We start from the raw sequence: 18,010 nt of genomic DNA, 5'->3' as shown, positions 1-18,010 counted from the left end.
AAGCGCTCACCACCGGAGGAATAAAATGTCCAGTGCCAACACCAGCGCCGGTAGCAGCTTCGCCAGCCGCTTCAATCTGCAGCAATATGTCGTCTACCTCGGTTTCCTGGCGATCTTCCTGTTCTTCGCCATTGTGCTGAGGGACAGCGGCTTCCTCACCGTCCGAAACTTATCGAACATCGTGTTGCAGACGACGCCGGTGACGATCATGGCCATCGGCCTGGTCTTCGTCATGTCGGCCGGCGAAATAGATTTGTCGATCGGCTCGATCGTGGCGGTGGCGGCCCTTGCAGCCGCCGTCACCATCAACGCGTACGGCATGCCGGCAGGGATAGTCGCCGGCCTCGGCGCCGGCCTGCTGATCGGCGTCATCAACGGCGTGCTGGTGGCGTATGTCAGGCTGCCCTCCTTCCTGGTGACGCTGGCGACGCTCGGCCTGTTCGCCGGCGTTTCGCGTTCGATGACAGACCTTCGCTCGATCTCGGTGACCAACGAAGCGTTCACCGGCTTCTTCGGTTCCGGCTCGCTGCTCGGTGTCCCCTCACTCGTCTGGTGGTCGGTGATTGCCGTGGCCATCGGCCACCTGGTGTTCCGCGAAACCCGTTTCGGCGCGCATGTGCTGGCGACCGGCGACAATGCCCGCGCCGCAAGCGTATCGGGCATCAGCGTGCCCAGGATCAGGCTCGCCGTGCTGACCATCAGCGGCGGGCTCGCCGGTCTTGCCGGCTTGCTCTATGCCGGTCGCCTGCAGGCGGCGAAATATACTCTCGGCGAAACCGACCTGATGACGGTCATCGCCGCCGTCATCGTCGGCGGCACGCTGCTCAATGGCGGCAAGGGCTCCGTGGTCGGCGCGCTGGTCGGCTCGTTGATGATGGGCATGCTCAACAACGGCCTGATCCTGATGGGCCTGTCGGTCTCCGACCAGATGATCGTGCGCGGCCTCATCATCCTGACCGCAGTCGCCGTGTCGCTGCGCGAAAAGAACCGCTGAAGGAAGCCATCCATGTTTCTCGACATTTTGCGCCGCCGCAACCCCGCCTTCATCGAATCAGCTATCCGGTTGCACCAGCAAGGTAAGCTGCCGGCCAATGCTTATGTGCTCGATCTCGACACGGTTGAGGCCAATGCGCGGGTTCTCAAGAGCGAGGCCAACCGCAACGGCCTGAAGATCTTCGCCATGACCAAGCAGGTCGGCCGCTCCTCGTCGTTCTGCCGGGCTGTGATGCGCGGCGGCATTGACCGCGCGGTCGCCGTCGACATGGCTTGCGCCCGCGCCACCCACAAGGCAGGCATGAAGCTTGGCCATCTCGGCCATCTCCAGCAGGTCGCAAAATTCGAAGCGGCGGCTGCGGCGAAAACCTTCAAGCCGGACTACTGGACCGTGTTCAATGATACCAAGGCTGGGGAAGCGGCAACAGGCGCCAAGGCGGCCGGCTATGTGCAGCATCTGCTGGCCCGCATCGCCGCCGAAGGCGATATCTTCTATCGCGGCCATGAAGGCGGTTTCAATGCCGCCGACATTATCGATGTCGCCGACCGGCTGGATGCCGTCGAAGGCGGCCGTTTCGCCGGCATCACCACTTTCCCTGCTCTGCTGTTCGACCATGCTTCGCGAAAAGTGCTGCCGACCCCCAATCTGGCGACGCTCGCGAAAGCTGCGGAAGCGCTGGCTAAGGCAGGCCGCAAGGACATTGAGATCAACGCGCCGGGCACCACGTCGAGCGTTATGCTGGCGGCACTCGCCGAGGCCGGCGCGACGCAGTGCGAGCCCGGCAATGGACTACATGGCACCACCGCGCTGCATGTCATGGAAGATTTGCCGGAGCTGCCGGCGGTGCTCTATCTCGCCGAGGTCTCGCATCTCTCCGGCGGCAAGGCCTATTGCCTTGGCGGCGGCTTCTACATCGATCCGATCTTCCCCGACTACGACGTCAAGGCGATCGTCTCGGCTGAACCGACAACGGCAGGCTCGGCACTGCGCAGCGTCGAGGTGCCGCCGCCCTCGGCGATCGACTATTACGCCATGATCGATGCCGCCGGCGCGAACGCGCCGAAGCCTGGCGACAGCGCCGTGTTCGGCTTCCGTGGCCAGGCCTTCGTCACCCGCGCCCATATTGTCGGCGTGTCGGGCATTTCGACGGACAATCCGAAAGTGGAAACCATCGAGAACGGCTTCGGTGAACCCTATGCCTGGCCAGTCTAGGAGAAACACATGACGGTGAGCGCGCCCATCCTTCAGCTGCACGACATTCGCAAGAATTTCGGCGGCATCACCGCGATCGAGAGTTTTTCGCTCGAGGTTTTCCCGGGCGAGATCGTTGCACTCGTCGGCGACAACGGCGCCGGAAAGTCGACGCTGGTCAAGATCGTCTCGGGGGTCCACCCGCCCTCGTCCGGCACCATCGTCATCGAAGGAAAACCGGTGACGATGTCGAATGCCACCATGGGGCGCGCGCACGGCATCGAGGTCGTCTACCAGGACCTGGCGCTGGCCGACCAGCAGACGGTCTACATGAACATGTTCCTCGGCCGCGAGCCGCTGAACCGCCTCGGTTTGCTCGACCGCCGCCGCATGATCGACGAGACCGAGAAACTGGTGAAGGAACTGGACGTGCGCATCCCCTCCGCCCACGCCACTATCCGCGATCTCTCCGGCGGCCAGCGCCAGGGCGTTGCGATCGCGCGCGCCACGCATTGGGCAAGCAAGCTGATCCTGCTGGATGAGCCGACGGCGGCGCTGGGCGTTGCCGAAACCGCCCGGGTGGAGGCTATCGTCCAGTCGCTGAAGCAGCGCAATGTCGGCATCCTGATCATCAGCCACAGCCTCGACCAGGTCTTCAAGCTCTCCGACCGCGTCTGTGTTCTCAGGCGTGGCAAGCAGATTGGAATTCGCGAGACCGCGAAGACCGATAAGAACGAGATCATTGCCATGATCACCGGCCTGCAGCAGCAATAGCAGGAACCTCTCTGAGAGCCCCCGCCCGAGATCCGGATGTTGTCGGCAATCACGCGATCGATCAGCTTGTGCCGCGTGGTGATCGCCATCGGCCCGTCCTGGTCGTAGCTGCCTTGCCACTCCGGATGCGGCGCCAGCAGCGCTGGCACATACATCGTGTCGGCCGAAATCATGCGCTGTTCCTTGCCGTAGTTTGCGAGGTAGACCGAGTGGCCGGGCGTGTGGCCGGCGCAGCGATGATCTGGAAGCCGGGCGCGACTTCGGCGCCGTCATGGATGCTGCTGGAACTGCTGCGTCTGGTGAAGCTGCCTGCATCGCCTGAATTTCTCCAGGCGTATCCGCACCAGCTTTCTGGCGGCCAACAGCAGCGCGTTGGCATCGCTGTCCCAGTCTCGATTTGATAGGACCTATGCAATGTATGGCGGCGCCGACATCACCGTGCCGCCCGGCGGAGTCAAGCTGTCCGGTTTCGGTCGCGACAAGTCGCTGCATGCGCTGGACAGATACACCGTCTCAAAACAGCCTGGATTTCTCTCGGCTGCCCGTTTTTCGCTAAGCGCTGCCGAGGATGAAATCGGCGCAGCGGTCGGCGATCATGATCACCGGCGCGTTGGTTTTGCCGCTGATGAGACGCGGCATGATCGAGGCGTCGCAGATGCGTAGGCGCGGCACGCCGCGCACGCGCAATTGCGGGTCGACCACCGCCTGGTCATCGCTGCCCATCCGGCAGGTGCCGCAGGGGTGATAGACCGTTTTGGCGTGTTCGAGGATGTGGTCTGTTATGGACTGATCGGAAAGGTCGGCGGCCCCGCCCAGCGACAGCTCCTCGGCGATCACCGCCTGCAGGGCCGGCTGACGCAGGATGGTGCGGGCGATCTTCATGCCGGCGAGCAGCAGGGCAACACCAAGATGCGACGGCAGGCTTTCCCTACGAAACCCGCTTCGAGGATCTGGAATATCTCACCACCGGTCGCACCGATCTGGTTTCGGTTCTTACCAACAATGCCTACCTCCATTCCCATTCCTCATTCTTTTGTCTTCCTGCTTGTCCTGGCGGCGGTGATGTTGGTCGTTCTGCACCGTACCGCCTTCGGACTATACCTCTACGCCGTCGGCAAAAATGAAGAGGCCGCGCGGTTTTCGGGAATCCGTACCGGCCGGGTTATCATCTGCGCCTATGTGATCTGCGCCGGGCTGACGGCGCTGTCATCCATCTTTCTCACACGCTCGATCCTGCCAAGCTCGCACGGCAATTTCTACGAGCTCTACGCGATCGCCGCCGCCGTCCTTGGAGGGTTCTCGTTGCGGGGCGGGGAAGGCTCAATCATTGGTGTGGTGCTTGGAACGATCTTGCTGCAGGTGCTTCAGAACCTTGTCAATCTTCTAGGCATTCCCTCCTCACTCAACTTTGCCGTGAGTGGATCGGTGATCCTGATCGGGGTACTGGCCGACCAGGAATACACAGAGTTTCGAAAGCGCCGCGAATTGATGCGGGGCCGGCTCGCAACCGCCGAAGGTAGGCTGTGATGCCCGAGCCGGTGAAATAGATTGTTCACGGCAGTTGCGATCGCCGACCGGTTGGCTGCTTGCGCCCGGGGGGCAGCCGAAGGCCGGGATCTAAAACGCCGCAATATTGCCTCTCAAGCGGCTCCTGCTTCGAAGGCAGTCGCCGCAATGTCGATGCAGTCGGCTCATGATGTGCCGAGTTTCGATCTCGCATGGCGATGTAACTTATGCGATCAGCCCGTACTGCCGTGCCTTGTTGCGCAAGAACGGCAGACCGTTGCCCATTACAACCGCTTCACTCTCGGCCACCGGACGCCACACGCTGAGGCCAAACGCCAGACGCGGATCCATGTTGATGAAGCTCTCCATCGCGAGCCCGCCCTTGAAGCCGATCGCGGCCAGCGTTGCGAACGTCTCATCCCAATTGCAATTGCCCTCGCCTGGGGTGCCGCGATCAGACTCGGAGAGGTGGATATATTTGAGGTAATCGCGGGCGACGATAATACCGTTGCCCATACCTTTCTCCTCTATGTTCATGTGATAGGTATCAAGGTGCACGAACATATTGTCGGCGCCGACTCTCTCGATTAGTGCCACCGCCTGAGCCGCGGTGTTGATGATGTGGTTCTCGTAGCGGTTCACGGCTTCAACACCGAGTTCGATGCCGCGAGACTTGGCTTGCGCGGCGGCGGACGTCATCACTTTTGCAATGTTATCAAGTTCGTCCTGCGTAGGTGGCACGCCAGTACGCTCGCCGATGCCGCCATAGATTACGCCGCATAGCGCCTGGGCTCCGATGTCGGCCGTCTTGTCGATAGCCACCTTGAGAAAGTCAATCGCCTCCTGTGGGTGGCGCGATGCCCACGCATATTCGGGCAACCCTAGCGAGCACACCGCCTGCATGCCATTTGCCGCCAGCAGCTTGCGGGTGTGATCGGCATCGCAAGAAAATGGATCGGCCAGCGAAATTTCAATGAAATCGAGATCGTATTTTTTCACCGCCGCTACAGTGTGCTCGGCGCCCTCTACGGACCAACCACTCGTCCACATGCTAGTATGAACGCCAAAACCCTTCATCGTGTTATCCTCATGAAATTGAGCTGCCCGGCAGCCCACCGCAAGATCATGACGCCGATCAGCATGATGCCCCAAATGGCTGTGGCCAGGTGCTGGCTGGCGCCCAAGAGATTCAGTCCCGAAGAAAGCAACTGCAAAACGATGAGGGCTAGGAAGACCGAAACGACCTTGCCGAAGCCGCCAAACGGATTCACCCCGCCCAAAAAGCAGGCAAGCACCGTAATCAGCACATAGGACTCGCCATGGCCGACACGGACGGAATTGAATCGTGCCATCATGATAATGCCGGCCAACGCACACATGGCGCCAGACAGCGCGTAGATCAGAATGATCACGCGTCGCGTCGAGATGCCGGAATAGCGCGTCGCCTCGATGTTGGAGCCGACCATATAGTTTGAAAAGCCAAGCCTGGTTCGGGTCATCAAAACATGCCAGACGATGACTGCGCCGAGCAGTATCAGCAGCGGGACAGGAATGCCGACGATGCTGCCGTGGCCCAGGGGCTGGATGAATTCGGGAAAGCCCGAAATATCGGCGCCGCGGGTCAGAAACTCGCCAAGGCCGCGCAGGAAAATCATCACCGAGAGCGAAACGAGGATGGGGTGCGCGCCGGTATAGGCTATCACCGGGCCCATGACCAAGCCGCTTGCCGTGCCAACGCCGACCGCAAGAACGGAACCGAGTAGAAAGGCATAGATGCTTGCGTCCGGTCCTCCGTTGGCCTGAAGAACCCAGGCGAGCGTGAGGCCACAGAGATTGGCCGTGAACGTCACGGCGAGATTGATGCCGCCCGAGATGATCGGCATCAACATCGCGAGCGTAAGCAGTCCAAGTTCAGGCAACTGGAAGGCCACCGATTCAAAGGTAGCTTTGGACAGGAATCGCGGCGAGAGAGATCCGAAGAATGCAATCACCAAAATCAATGCCAGCAAAAGTCCGATATTCTCGGCGCCCAACGTGCCGGCAAGACGGCGCAAGAATCCGTGCCGTAGCGCTCCAGTTTCGAGCACGCGCTGCGTCATGTACCCATCCTCTGCCGCAAGCCCGCGAGGATATGCCCGAGCGGCGCGTTGGACAGCGTGATGGCAATCAAGATGATCGCCCCGACGATCATCTTGAAAGCATAGGGAGAGATGCCGAGGAGGTTCAGCCCGTTTTGCGTCACCGACACAAGAAACACGCCAAGGATGCAACCGAGCACGGTGCCGCGCCCGCCACCCAGCCTGGCACCGCCAAGGACAACAGCTGCCAGCACGTCCAGCTCGCGCCCCACCAATGCGTTGGGCACGACTTCCTGGGAATAGTGCACCTGCACAAGTCCCGCGATCCCGGCCATCAAACCAAGCCAGCCGAAGGCAATGAAGTGCATCGCCGCGATGTTGATACCGAGGCGACGGGCGCCCTCCGGGTTATCGCCAAAAGCGTATAGCTGCCGTCCCGTGGTGGTATACCGGATAAGCCCCCAGGTGGCGGCGACGCAGACCGCCATGATCGCAACCGGCAGTGTTAGCTCGGCCCAATTGCCATTCGCCTGTTGGAACTCGAAAAGCACAGTGCGATGCGTCCACCATGCAGGCAGATTGTAGATCGATACACCGTGCGTGAAGAACATCAGCAGGCCGAAAAAAATATTGAAGGTGGCGATGGTGACAACGATTGAAATGATCTGGAAATAGTAGATGAGGCCGGCGTTCACCGCACCCAGGGCGATCCCGACAATTGCCGCCAAGGTGAGGCCGATGAACCAATCACCACCTCCCATTTGGGCTAGAGCCAGCGCCACAACGTATTGAACCACTGACGCGGCCACAGCGAAGGAGATGTCGATGCCCCCAGCGATCAACACCACCAGCAGCCCAACCGCGAAGATCAGATTTGTCGAGCTTGTGTTGAGCAGATTGAAGAGATTGGCAATGGTGAAGAATTTGTCGCTCGCAACGGAGAGACCTGCGCTCATGATGAGAAGAACCACAACGAGCCATGTCTCGGTGGGATGAGCCCGGAAGAGCTTGCCGCGATTACGCATAGACGGCAGCTTCCAGGTCGCCGAGCGGGATGGCGTGCGGATCGTATTCGGCGACTATCTTGCCCGCAGCCATATGAAGGATACGATCGGCGTTGAAATAGACCTCCGGCACTTCATCGGATATCAGCAGAATCGCCAGGCCTTCGGCAGCGAGCTTGGCGACAATCTCGAAGATGCCGGCCCGCGCGCCAACGTCCACCCCCACGGTTGGCGAATCAAGAATGATCAGTTTCAGGCCGACCGCCAGCCATTTGGCGATGGCCACCCTTTGCTGGTTGCCGCCCGAGAGCGTGGAAATCGCATCGGTCTGCCGCCCGACTTTTATCGCCAATTCCTCGATCCAATGATTGACGAGCGCGTCCTTCTTCTCCGAGGAGATCAGCCCTCGATCAAGGATCTTGTCGAGCACCGGGATAACGGCGTTGTCGGCGATGGACTGAGCTTGTATGAGACCAAGGGACAAGCGGTCTTCGGAGAGATATCCAATACCCGCGCGGATTGCGTCGCGGTTGGAGTTCAGATGAAGAACCGTCCCGTTGAGTGCGATGCTGCCGCGGTCTGGGCGCAGCATGCCGAAAATAGAAAGCGCGAGTTCTGTGCGACCGGCGCCGAGTAGCCCGGTCAGGCCAAGCGTTTCACCTCGCCGTATTGTCAGCGAAACGTCGTCATAGTCGCCTGCGCGGGTCAATCGGTCGATCTTCAACACGACGGGTGATCCACTAAGGTTTCTCGTGCTCACGGTTTGGTCGAACGTCTTGCCGGTCATCAGTTCGGTGAGGCGTGATTGGGTCATTCCGGCGGTCGGGAACACCCCAACGACCTTACCGTCGCGCAGAACGGTGACGCGACTTGAGATCTCCAGAACTTCCGCAAGGCGATGGCTGACGAAGACGATGGCCATGCCTTCATTCGAGAGTGTTCGAACGATCGCGAGCAACCGGTCTGTTTCCGATTGAGTAAGCGACGATGTGGGCTCGTCCATGAAAATAACCTTCGCATCGCCGGCGAGCGCCCGGGCGATGGCGACGATCTGACGTTGGGCGATTGCAAAGCTACGCAGAGGCGCGTCGACATTGAGGTCGGCGCCAAGCCGCGCCAACAGCCCTCGCGCCACCTCGCGAATGCGCGAATGATCGACGAGCCGAGGCATGTTGCCGAGGACAGTTCTGATCCCGATATTTTCCGCGACTGTCATTTCAGGAAACAGTGCGAGGTCCTGCCAGATGACTTCCACCCCGGCGCTGCGCGCCGCAGCCGGCGACATGATGTCGACAGACTTTCCGGCGATCGACATGTTTGCGCCGGCTAGCGGCTGACAAACGCCGGTGATTACCTTGATCAGGGTGCTCTTGCCGCTGCCGTTCTCACCGGCGATGCATTGCACTTCACCCGGGAGAACCTCGAAGGCGACATCCTGGAGGGCTCTAACGCCACCAAATGTGACGCTTATGTTGCTAAACGACAGAACCGATGGGAGGTCCTGCGTCGTAGACGCGACGAGGTTCACGGCGGGCCCTTCTGAAATGACAAGGATGGGGCGTGCCGGGATTGATCTGCCACCCCGGCACGCCAGCCATGGTCCGCCATCTAAAGCCCTAGGGCTGCAAGACCATCGACCGTTTCGACCGTGATAGGCTGCACAGCGTCCACGATGATGGTGCCGGTTTTGAAGTCAGGGTGAACGACACCCAGACCTTCGATCGTCATGCCGTCGGTGATTTCACCGCCGCCCGCCAGAAAATCAGCCATCGTTACGAATACTTTGCCCGCTTCCAGAGGATTCCACATATAGCCGCCGTCAATAATGCCGGATTTGAGCATTGCGCTGCCTTGGCTAGGCGAGAATGAACCGACAAGAACCACCTTGTCACCAAGCTTCTGCTCCTCGATCGCGCGTCCGGCGCCGATCGGTCCCTGACTGCCGAACGTCAGGAAGCCGCCGAGGTCAGGATTGGCGGCAAGCACATCCAGAGCCGTCTTCCGGCTGTCATCGGCGCTTTCGGCCACGCCATATCTGTCGCCAACCATCTGCATGTCGGGAAAGTTCTTCTTCAGGTAGGCGATTGCAGCATCGGCCCAGGCATTGTGTGCGGGCACGGTAAGAGAACCCACGTACACCACGTACTTGCCTTTGCCGCCCATTTTCTCGGCAAATAGCTTGGCATGGGCCTCACCGAAACCAACGGCCGAGACCATTTCGAAGTCCCAATCAGCGTTCACCTGGTCCGGCGATTCATGAGTTATGACCTTGATGCCCGTGTCGCGCGCCTTTTTTAGAACCGGCTCGAGAACGTTTGCATCATTCGGCACGACGCCAATTACGCTGACGCCCTGAGCTATCAGGTCTTCGATCGCGCGGACCTGAAGTGCCGGGTCGGCGCTGGTCGGCCCGACCATGAAGCCGTCGTCGCCAAGCTCTTTCGACTTTTCCTTTATTCCCGTTTCCATGGCATTGAACCAGGGAATGCCGCCGATCTTCACGACGACTCCAACCTTGACGTCCTTTGCCAGCGCAGCATTCATTGTGGCGACCGAAAGGGCTGCGCCGAACGCTGCCGCGAGTATAGTTTTTGCTAACATTTAATTCCTCCCTGATTGACGAGTTTTTGGGTTGCCTATTGCCCATGTCGGCTTTGTTTGGCCCACCCCTTTGTGCCCGACGGCATTGACGCACTCGGCGCCGCATTCCTCCCAGAACGCGCCATAAAAGACTTTGAATGCCGGCCGGTCAAGGTGCTAAATAGATTTAGCAAGGCGGTCACGCCACCGGCGTCTAAAAACATTTGTCGATTGATGTAAACGATCCGCCCTTTCGCACTCAGGCTGCACCCGTGGAAACGACATGCGATCCCCCGCCAGCCTTGGGTGGAGGCGATGCTACCCAGATCCGAGGTGCTGATGAACGGAGTTGAACTTCTGCAACGATGTCTTGCGACAAAGAATTGCTAGTGGTCGATGCTCGATTTGGATGCCGAATCCCAATCTTCTTGGGCGCCGTCATGCTCTCCGGTTCGCCCAAAGCTGGTCGGTACGGTCACCAGCGGAAAGTGGTCTATCGAATAATTCTCCAGAAGCGAAAATCCTTCAGCAATCATCACCTCGACATTCTGTCGGACCATGGTCACATCGAAGGGCAAATGCGCCGCGAATGGATCCCAGTCGAAGCTTCCGACAACAACCCGTCCAAGCTCACTTGAGGCTAGTGTCGAAGTGAACCGCAATGTTCCTTCAAGAGCGGTCACGCCGTTGACGAACATACCTGAGGGCAGATGCCCAAGCTGAGCGTATCGTGCAGCGAGAGACCGAGCAGCGTTGGTCGGTGCGTAGCCGCAGCAGTCAATCGTGCCCGGGCCCGTAACAATCCCATGCGCTGCCAGCGCATCGTGAAAACCCAGCAAACGGCTACGTGTTGCGTCATCATCGCTGACCCCGCCAAAGAAGAAGAGATCTTCGGTGGAGCCCCCTCGTTCTTTCAATTTCTGAACAATGATCTCTGTGAGCGCCTTGGCACCCCCGTAGTTGTCAGAAACAACTGAGGGAGCCCGGCGGCCTGGCAGATCGATGTTGATGCACCGGACGCCCGCTGCCCGGCACAGATCATTCAGCGGATCGGGGTCACGAACGCCCGCAAGGAAGAGAAATTCCACCTGCTGGGCCAGCAGGGTTTCCGTCACACTCAACTCGTTATCAGGATTGCGATGGGTGCTGACGACGATCGGGCACAAGCGGTGGACGCGGGATTCCGCTTCAAAGGCTTCGGCCAATCCGGCGAAGAAGCGATTGCGGTAATGTGGCAAGATCATTCCAGCGAGCCCGGATCGGGAAAGCCGCAATCCTCGTGCCTTGAGGTTGACAGCATAGCCAAGCCGCTCAGCCCAATCGAGGATGGTCGCTGCGGTTTCCGCCTTGATCCGGTGCTGTTGCCACGAGCCATTGAGGACGAGACTAACCGCTGTCGGGGACAACTTTGCCGCCACCGCGATGTCATAAATCGTTGACTTGCGTCGGACAGACTTTCTCGCCATTCGTGACGCTCCTACTAGCAGATGCAGTAGACGCTAGTGCGGGGTCAAGGCAACATCTCTAAATTGCGGCAAACGGTTTGGAGGAGCGATCCCACGAAAAGGACGCGGCCTCTCGTGCCTCCGGTCCGGTCTCCCTTATTGTCTCGATCGTTGCAATGACAGCGCCAGGGAAATCGGCAGATTTGGGATTTTCCCTGAAGCTTCGTTCAGCGTCCCTGGAGACACCAACCCCAGCGTTTCGGCTTTGGTCTCCCCGATGATCAATCACCTAGCAAAGGTCGACGAGAAGTTTCGATCAGTTTGGAGCCCACCGTTGGGGATGGTCGGGCGCACGCGTCACGATCGAGTCCCTCCGTTTTCAATAGCGGGAAGATGAAAGCTTTGGGTTTCTGAGTCTCTATCTGGCCCCAAAAGGGTGCTGCCGGATGCGCCTTGTCTCCGGGCGTTGTTTGCGTACTTGGCCGAGGTGCCCTTGCTTGGCAAGTTCCTTCCGCGACAAGGGTCTGCTCGACAGCATTTTCGTCGCTATTGCCAATGCGGAGCCCCGGAGGATCAAAACCGGTTAGCAGCATGATGCCGACGGTTCAGAGCAAGCGACTCAGATTCCCGATTTGCTCAGAGTCCCCCGGCCTGTGGCTCTCCGTGCAGCGGGCCTTGAGCGTCTGGCTCGACCTTTTTGAAAGCTCGCCTCCAATCGCTGGACGAGTTTGGCGGCAAGGCTAGTCGTCTCCATCGGTGTTATGATCGATGCCAGGGAGGCCGCCTGGACCATGGCGTGAACTCATTGCCGTATGCTGGCAGTGCAAGGCAATGAACTGACTGCACAACATGTAGGTGCATTCGTGGATCAAATTTCCAGATAGCCAAACAGCGCGCGTATCTCGATTAGGTGGCAAGGAGTTGCGAAAGCTATGTTCGCAGTTTGAGAATCGTCCGATATGCCGCACAACGATGCCCGCAAGACGAGCCGAGAATGATCTGACGCAATGTTCAGATCCAAGAAGGACGGTTACCTGTGGCCCAGAAAGGAATCACACTAAAGGACGTTGCCGCAGCGGCTAAGGTGTCGCGCGCCACGGCCGCCCGGGCGCTCAACAGCTATGGTTACGTTGGCGACGAGACGGCGCTCCGCGTGGTTGAGGCAGCCGAAAGGCTGGGCTATCGGGCCAACCTCGTCGCGCAGGCGCTGCGCAGCGGACAATTGCCGATCATAGGCTTCGTGCCTGGCGATATCCAGAATCCGTTCTTCGCCCGAATCGCGCACGACATAGAGGTGGAACTGCGCAAGCACCGCCACAATCTTCTGATTGCCAGCAGCGAGGAGAATGTAGAACAGGAGAAAGAACTGCTTGAGAGCCTTCGCTCGCTCAGCATTCGCGGCTTCATCCTTGCCCCAACGTCTGCAACCGACAGCCAGCATATTGTGCAACTGGCCCGCGAAGGCGCGCCGATCGTGCTCATCGACCGCGTGGTAAAGGACCTGCAATGCGACAGCGTCGTCGTCGACAACGAGGGCGGGGCACGCGAGGCAGTGGACTATCTGGTTGGCAACGGTCACCACCGGATCGGTCTTTTGCGCGACGAGTCACGCATCTTTACGGCACAGGAACGCTTGGCTGGCTACCAAAACTCGCTCCACTCGCATGGGATCGCAATCGATGAAGCGCTCATCGGCGTATCGCGCTCGACCGTCGAGCACGCCATCGAAGCCACGATCCGCCTGTTCAGCCGGCGCAATCGCCCGACCGCACTGTTCACGGTGGACAGCCTCATGACGCAAGGCGCGCTTCTTGGCCTGCGTTCAATGGGGCTCTCGATTCCGCATGATGTGTCGGTGGTTGGCTTCGATGACTTCAACCTCGCCACGTTCACCGATCCGCAGATAACGGTCGTGGCGCAACCCATCTCCGAGATCGGACCGCTCGCCGCCAGATACCTGCTGGAGCGGCTTGCCGGCAAAAAGGTTGCACCGCGCCGTACCCGATTTCAGACCCGCTTGATCGTACGCGGATCGGTTGCCCGGCGCGTTGTGCGCTAAAGAGCAAACCCCTCGATTTCGGAGAATTTCGTCTAAAGGACTTGCCATTGGCGAAATTGCGTGCCCATTATTGCTTGTGAGATCGATCTCACATCGGGAAAACGAGCTAGACGGCCCACCGACGCCTAAGGCGGGCTAGAGGCCTGTAACATGCGAAATACAAGGAAAACGTCATGCTGAACTTCGATAGGGACCGCTTCGTGAAGAGCCAAAGCGGGGCCGTCGCCGTCGCAGGTGAGGTTCGCTCACTGATGCGCACACTGCTGGCAGATGGCGTCGAGCGGCTGTTTTTCATGGGCACCGGCGGCGTGCAGCTTCTAACCTTGCCCGCGATCGAGTTGGCGCAGCGCTGTTCCACCTTCCCGGTGAGCGGTGCCTATCCGGCGCAGGTCGTGATCGATCCGCCCGCCGGTCTCGACAGCAAGGCCGTGGTGGTCATCCCGTCCTTGTCGGGCACGACCAAGGAAGGCGTCGAGCTCATGGCCTTTCTGAAAAAACGTGGTGTGCGCGCGATTTCGCTCACCGGCCATTCGGATACGCCAATCGCACGGGAGGCTGACCACAATTTCACGAACTTCGCCGAAGACGACACCTCGTCGGAATCCTTCTACCTGCAGACGCTGCTGATCGTCCTGGCCCTGCTGGAAGAGCGCGGCGAATATGATGATTTTGATGGCACTGTCGCCGAACTCAAACTGCTGCCGGATCTGCTTGCCGACGCCAAGGCTGCCTTTGAGGACAGGGCGGCCGAACTGGCCCAGACAATCAAGGACGATACCTATCACATCTTCACCGGCGCCGGCTCGGTGTGGCCGGAGGCACACTATTACGGCATGTGCATCCTCGAAGAGATGCAGTGGATTCGCACCCGCCCGGTGCACGCCGCCGACTTCTTCCACGGTACGCTCGAGTTGGTCGAGCCGGGCGTCAGCGTTTTCGTGTTCAAGGGCGAAGATGCCCTTCGGCCCCTGGCCGACCGGGTCGAGAACTTCGCCAAGCGCTACACGGACCGCGTTCGCACGCTGGACGCGGCCTCGGTCAAGTTGCCGGGCATCTCCGCAAAGGTCCGCGGCATGATCTCGCCGGTTCTGCTCGCCACCTTGCTCGAGCGGCTGAGCGCCCATCTCGAGGTGCTGCGCAACCACCCGCTGACCACCCGTCGCTACTACAAACGCGTGGAATATTGATCCCCTCTCACCTCTGAAGGAGCTATCCATGAAACGTTCGCTGCAAATCGTGGCGGTCACGGTGGCCGCGGTATCATCATTGGGGTTGTCGATAAGCGGCAGTTCCGCCGCTTCGCCGGCTGTCACGGCCGACCCAAACGCCAAGGTGGAATACACCGGCACGCTTTCGGTCCTGACGAAGTTCGGGCTGCAACAGCTGTCGCCCTATTTCGTCAACCTGGCACAGGCCTATGAGAAGCTCCATCCGGATGTGAAGGTCGAACTTATCCAGGAGAGCGACGACAGCGTGAAGGGCAAGACCAAGACGCTGGTCGCTTCCAACTCGCTGCCCGATATCTATTTCTCCTGGACAGGCAGCTGGGGTGGCAATTTCGTGCGCGGCAATCGCGCCGTTGATCTCACGCCCGTCATTGCTGCCGATACCGAGTGGGGCAAGTCGCTGTCTCCAGCCGCCGTCAAGGCGTTCCAATACAACGGCAAGTTCTATGGCATTCCGCTTTACCAGGATGCCAAGTTCATGGGCTACAACAAGCAGATCTTCGCCAAGCTCAGCCTCAAGGCACCCGGCACTTTCGAGGAATTGCTGACCAGCTGCGACGCCATCCGCAAATCCGGCGTGACACCGATCTCCTTCGGCAACAAGGAGGCCTGGCCGGCAATCCACTTTGCAGGCCAGCTGCTCGCCTACAACGTGCCGCAGGCAGCGCTGGAACGCGACTTCGATCCGGCCACCGCCCAATACACCGACCCAGGCTATATCGCAGCACTCAAGCAGTTCAGCCAGCTTGTCGAGCGCTGCACCGATGGCGCCGGCGTCAACGGCACATCCTATGCCTCGGCTCTCCAGGCCTTCACCAACGCGCAGTCGGCCATGTACTACCAGGAGATCATCGAGTTCGATCAGGCCGCCACGCCGGAGTCGGCGTTAAAGCCCGCCGATTTCGGATTCTTCCGGCTGCCGGTGCCCGCCGGCGCCAAGGGTGACGCCAGGTCGATCGAGGGCGCGCCGGAGGGCTACATGATCAATGCGGCATCGAAGAACATCCCGCTGGCGATCGATTTCATGAAGTTCGTGACTTCGAAGGAAAATGCGCAGGTGCTGTCTGCGCCACCCTATGGCCAGCCGAGCGCCACCATCGGCGGCGCCTCGGAATCGAACATGAGCGCGGCTGTGGTCGATGGCCTCAAGGATATCAACGCCGCCTCATACCTCATGCCCTGGCTGGATACGGCCAACCCACCGCGCGTCGCCGCCGTCTGGCTGTCCAGCCTGCAGGCGCTGGCGGGCGGCTCGATGACGCCCGAGCAAGTGATGGACGAGGTGCGCAAAGCCGCATCCGCGGCCAAATAAAGCAGGCGAGCATGGCAAGGGCCTCGGACACAGTGGACAGCGGCGCCGACATCGGCGTCGCCAGGCCGCAACGGCCAAAGAGCCGGCGGGCCTGCTTCGCCAACCTGTTGTCGTTGCGATGGGCGGCGATCGCGCTCATCCTCATCGGCTGGTTCGTCTATTATCCGATCGTCGACAATTTCATCGTCAGCACCACCGACCAGGACATCTACACCGGCGAGGTCACCAATGTCGGCCTCGCCAACTACGACCGGCTGCTGCATGACCCGGTCGTGCTGCTGGCGCTGTGGAACAACTGCCTCTACGCTCTCATCTCCGTCATCTTCCAGGTCTTCGGCGCGTTCCTGCTGGCGGCCATTATCGAGGACCTGAAAAGCGAAAGCTGGCGCCGGCTGTGGCGCGCCGTCTATTTCGTGCCGTCGGCAATCTCGATCACGGTGACCGGCCTGCTGTTTTATTTCATCTACCAGCCGCAGATCGGCTTACTGGATGCCGCGCTCAGCCGTGTTGGACTGAGCCAGCTCGTCATGCCTTGGCTCGGCAATGAGCACACCGCCATCTATGCCATCATCGCCATGAGCCAATGGCAGGGTTTTGGCTATTCGACGCTGCTGTTCGCCATTGCCATCCAGAAGATCCCGCGCGACCTCTACGATGCCGCAACGATCGACGGCGCGGGTCCGCTTCGCCGCCTGTGGAGCATCACCTTTCCGCTCACCCGGGAAATGACGGGGTTGATGATCATCGTCACCATCACGGGCGCGTTCCAGGTGTTCAACGAGGTTATGGTGATGACCGCGGGCGGGCCTAACAACAGCAGCCAGGTGCTGGGCACGTGGCTCTACCAGAAGGCCTTCATCGAGGACAATTTCGGCTATGGCGCGGCGATCGCCGCCGTCATCTTCATGTTGACCATGCTCACAGGTGCGGCACAGCTCTGGTACACCAAGCGCCGCCGGGTGCAGCTATGAGTGCGATGGTCGCAGCCGGTCGCAGCCGGAACGTGAATGTGTGGTCGGTCATCGCCAGGACATTGCTCTATTCGTTCCTGGTCTGCCTTGGTGTCGTCGTCATCTATCCGCTGATCTGGATGGCGCTGAGCGGCTTCAAGGACAATGCGCAGATCTTCGGCGATCCCTTCGCCCTGCCCACCCATTGGTCGTGGAACAATTACATGCAGGCATGGAACCAGGGCGTGCGTGGCTACGTGACAGTCTCGGTGCTGGTGACCGTCGCTTCGGCCATATGCACCGTCCTGATCAGCGCCTGGACGGCCTTCGGCCTGACCCGCACCAAGATGTCGGCAAAGCCGCTGGTTATTGCCATCGTTCTGGGCGGCTTGATGCTGAGCCCCACCGTGGCGATCATTCCACTGGTGAAGATGTTGCAGGCGCTCGGTCTCTACAACACCTACTGGGCGCTGATCATTCTCTACACGGCGTTCCGTGTGCCGTTCACCACCTTCCTCATCCGCGCCTACATGCTGGATCTGCCTGAAGACATCGACGAGGCGGCGACGATGGATGGCGCCAGCGAGGGTCAGATCTTCTGGCGCATCACCTTGCCGCTGTGCCGGCCGATCATCATTTCCTGCGTCATCCTGCACGTCCTGTTCGCCTGGAACGAATATCTCTTCGCCATGATCTTCACGAGCGGCTCGGATGTGCAGACGCTGCCGGTCGGACTGACGTCGATCATGGCAACCCACGGGACCAACTATGCCGTGGTGTTCGCGGCCATGACGATCTCGGCGCTGCCTATCGTGATCGTGTTCTTTGGCGCGCAACGCTATTTCATCCGTGGCTTGGCCGAAGGCATCGGCAAATAACAATTCCCGAAAG

Annotated in this window: 15 protein-coding genes and 3 pseudogenes; 10 read left to right on the top strand and 8 right to left on the bottom strand. The window is 60.0% G+C overall.

What is annotated here, in order from left to right; genetic code table 11:
* Nucleotides 1–25: 25 nt before the first annotated feature.
* From X728_RS164070 to X728_RS164080, 3 genes are read left to right on the top strand one after another with little or no spacing between them, the layout of a single operon-like run.
* Nucleotides 26–994: an ABC transporter permease gene (locus tag X728_RS164070; RefSeq protein ID WP_023686847.1), complete on the top strand. Its 969-nt coding sequence runs from the start codon at nt 26–28 to the stop codon at nt 992–994.
* Between the two features lie 12 nt (nt 995–1,006).
* The gene (locus X728_RS164075; protein WP_023818638.1) at nt 1,007–2,206 is read left to right on the top strand and encodes an alanine racemase; all 1,200 of its coding nucleotides are present in this window, start codon (nt 1,007–1,009) and stop codon (nt 2,204–2,206) included.
* Nucleotides 2,207–2,215: 9 nt separating this feature from the next.
* Nucleotides 2,216–2,959, top strand: coding sequence for an ATP-binding cassette domain-containing protein (locus X728_RS164080; RefSeq protein ID WP_023830439.1), 744 nt, complete (start codon nt 2,216–2,218; stop codon nt 2,957–2,959).
* Between the two features lie 23 nt (nt 2,960–2,982).
* Here the strand turns inward: X728_RS164080 and X728_RS1000000171260 are convergent.
* A pseudogene (locus X728_RS1000000171260) lies at nt 2,983–3,236 on the bottom strand (MBL fold metallo-hydrolase); the annotation flags it as partial.
* Between the two features lie 4 nt (nt 3,237–3,240).
* Here X728_RS1000000171260 and X728_RS1000000170045 point away from each other — a divergent pair.
* Nucleotides 3,241–3,354, top strand: a pseudogene (locus X728_RS1000000170045) (peptide ABC transporter ATP-binding protein); the annotation flags it as partial.
* Nucleotides 3,355–3,511: 157 nt separating this feature from the next.
* On the opposite strand, the gene X728_RS164085 reads toward X728_RS1000000170045, so the two are convergent.
* Nucleotides 3,512–3,841 (bottom strand): GMC oxidoreductase, encoded by a 330-nt coding sequence (locus X728_RS164085; RefSeq protein WP_023740511.1) that lies wholly within the window; start codon nt 3,839–3,841, stop codon nt 3,512–3,514.
* Nucleotides 3,842–3,979: 138 nt separating this feature from the next.
* Here X728_RS164085 and X728_RS01000000166115 point away from each other — a divergent pair.
* A pseudogene (locus X728_RS01000000166115) lies at nt 3,980–4,486 on the top strand (ABC transporter permease); the annotation flags it as partial.
* Nucleotides 4,487–4,690: 204 nt separating this feature from the next.
* Here X728_RS01000000166115 and X728_RS164090 read toward each other — a convergent pair.
* The 6 genes from X728_RS164090 to X728_RS164115 form a co-directional block, all read right to left on the bottom strand.
* Nucleotides 4,691–5,542, bottom strand: coding sequence for a sugar phosphate isomerase/epimerase family protein (locus X728_RS164090; RefSeq protein WP_023704358.1), 852 nt, complete (start codon nt 5,540–5,542; stop codon nt 4,691–4,693).
* Nucleotides 5,539–6,564, bottom strand: a complete 1,026-nt coding sequence (locus X728_RS164095; protein ID WP_023667740.1) for an ABC transporter permease — start codon at nt 6,562–6,564, stop codon at nt 5,539–5,541. The genes X728_RS164090 and X728_RS164095 overlap by 4 nt, the downstream gene beginning before the upstream one ends.
* Nucleotides 6,561–7,568, bottom strand: coding sequence for an ABC transporter permease (locus X728_RS164100; RefSeq protein ID WP_023667741.1), 1,008 nt, complete (start codon nt 7,566–7,568; stop codon nt 6,561–6,563). Before X728_RS164100 ends, X728_RS164095 begins: the two co-directional genes overlap by 4 nt.
* On the bottom strand, nt 7,561–9,075 hold the full coding sequence (locus X728_RS164105) for a sugar ABC transporter ATP-binding protein (protein WP_023830438.1): 1,515 nt from the start codon (nt 9,073–9,075) through the stop codon (nt 7,561–7,563). Before X728_RS164105 ends, X728_RS164100 begins: the two co-directional genes overlap by 8 nt.
* Before the next feature lie 80 nt (nt 9,076–9,155).
* Complete coding sequence (locus X728_RS164110; protein ID WP_023704355.1) at nt 9,156–10,148, bottom strand: substrate-binding domain-containing protein; 993 nt, start codon at nt 10,146–10,148, stop codon at nt 9,156–9,158.
* Nucleotides 10,149–10,513: 365 nt separating this feature from the next.
* Nucleotides 10,514–11,593, bottom strand: a complete 1,080-nt coding sequence (locus X728_RS164115) for a LacI family DNA-binding transcriptional regulator (RefSeq protein WP_023667744.1) — start codon at nt 11,591–11,593, stop codon at nt 10,514–10,516.
* Nucleotides 11,594–12,608: 1,015 nt separating this feature from the next.
* Between X728_RS164115 and X728_RS164120 the strand changes: the two genes are divergently transcribed.
* From X728_RS164120 to X728_RS164140, 5 genes are all read left to right on the top strand, one after another.
* A complete protein-coding gene (locus X728_RS164120) occupies nt 12,609–13,631 on the top strand; it encodes a LacI family DNA-binding transcriptional regulator (protein WP_023830437.1) in 1,023 nt (340 codons plus the stop codon).
* A gap of 173 nt (nt 13,632–13,804) precedes the next feature.
* Complete coding sequence (locus tag X728_RS164125; RefSeq protein WP_023830436.1) at nt 13,805–14,818, top strand: SIS domain-containing protein; 1,014 nt, start codon at nt 13,805–13,807, stop codon at nt 14,816–14,818.
* A 28-nt stretch (nt 14,819–14,846) separates the two neighbouring features.
* Nucleotides 14,847–16,169, top strand: a complete 1,323-nt coding sequence (locus tag X728_RS164130) for an extracellular solute-binding protein (RefSeq protein WP_023830435.1) — start codon at nt 14,847–14,849, stop codon at nt 16,167–16,169.
* Between the two features lie 11 nt (nt 16,170–16,180).
* The gene (locus X728_RS164135) at nt 16,181–17,140 is read left to right on the top strand and encodes a sugar ABC transporter permease (protein WP_023682778.1); all 960 of its coding nucleotides are present in this window, start codon (nt 16,181–16,183) and stop codon (nt 17,138–17,140) included.
* Nucleotides 17,137–17,997: a carbohydrate ABC transporter permease gene (locus tag X728_RS164140; RefSeq protein WP_023714949.1), complete on the top strand. Its 861-nt coding sequence runs from the start codon at nt 17,137–17,139 to the stop codon at nt 17,995–17,997. Before X728_RS164135 ends, X728_RS164140 begins: the two co-directional genes overlap by 4 nt.
* Nucleotides 17,998–18,010: the final 13 nt, after the last annotated feature.

This window comes from Mesorhizobium sp. L103C119B0, assembly GCF_000502235.1.
Lineage (GTDB): Bacteria > Pseudomonadota > Alphaproteobacteria > Rhizobiales > Rhizobiaceae > Mesorhizobium.
This window is presented reverse-complemented; position numbering and strand designations above follow the sequence as displayed.

Excerpts from the sequence above, each read along its gene's own strand:
- X728_RS164095 (WP_023667740.1), bottom strand. The coding sequence starts at position 6,564 with ATGACGCAGCGCGTGCTCGAAACTGGAGCGCTACGGCACGGATTCTTG.
- X728_RS164130 (WP_023830435.1), top strand. The coding sequence starts at position 14,847 with ATGAAACGTTCGCTGCAAATCGTGGCGGTCACGGTGGCCGCGGTATCA.
- X728_RS164110 (WP_023704355.1), bottom strand. The coding sequence starts at position 10,148 with ATGTTAGCAAAAACTATACTCGCGGCAGCGTTCGGCGCAGCCCTTTCG.
- X728_RS164090 (WP_023704358.1), bottom strand. The coding sequence starts at position 5,542 with ATGAAGGGTTTTGGCGTTCATACTAGCATGTGGACGAGTGGTTGGTCC.
- X728_RS164140 (WP_023714949.1), top strand. The coding sequence starts at position 17,137 with ATGAGTGCGATGGTCGCAGCCGGTCGCAGCCGGAACGTGAATGTGTGG.
- X728_RS164075 (WP_023818638.1), top strand. The coding sequence starts at position 1,007 with ATGTTTCTCGACATTTTGCGCCGCCGCAACCCCGCCTTCATCGAATCA.
- X728_RS164100 (WP_023667741.1), bottom strand. The coding sequence starts at position 7,568 with ATGCGTAATCGCGGCAAGCTCTTCCGGGCTCATCCCACCGAGACATGG.
- X728_RS164135 (WP_023682778.1), top strand. The coding sequence starts at position 16,181 with ATGGCAAGGGCCTCGGACACAGTGGACAGCGGCGCCGACATCGGCGTC.
- X728_RS164070 (WP_023686847.1), top strand. The coding sequence starts at position 26 with ATGTCCAGTGCCAACACCAGCGCCGGTAGCAGCTTCGCCAGCCGCTTC.
- X728_RS164125 (WP_023830436.1), top strand. The coding sequence starts at position 13,805 with ATGCTGAACTTCGATAGGGACCGCTTCGTGAAGAGCCAAAGCGGGGCC.
- X728_RS164115 (WP_023667744.1), bottom strand. The coding sequence starts at position 11,593 with ATGGCGAGAAAGTCTGTCCGACGCAAGTCAACGATTTATGACATCGCG.
- X728_RS164080 (WP_023830439.1), top strand. The coding sequence starts at position 2,216 with ATGACGGTGAGCGCGCCCATCCTTCAGCTGCACGACATTCGCAAGAAT.
- X728_RS164085 (WP_023740511.1), bottom strand. The coding sequence starts at position 3,841 with ATGAAGATCGCCCGCACCATCCTGCGTCAGCCGGCCCTGCAGGCGGTG.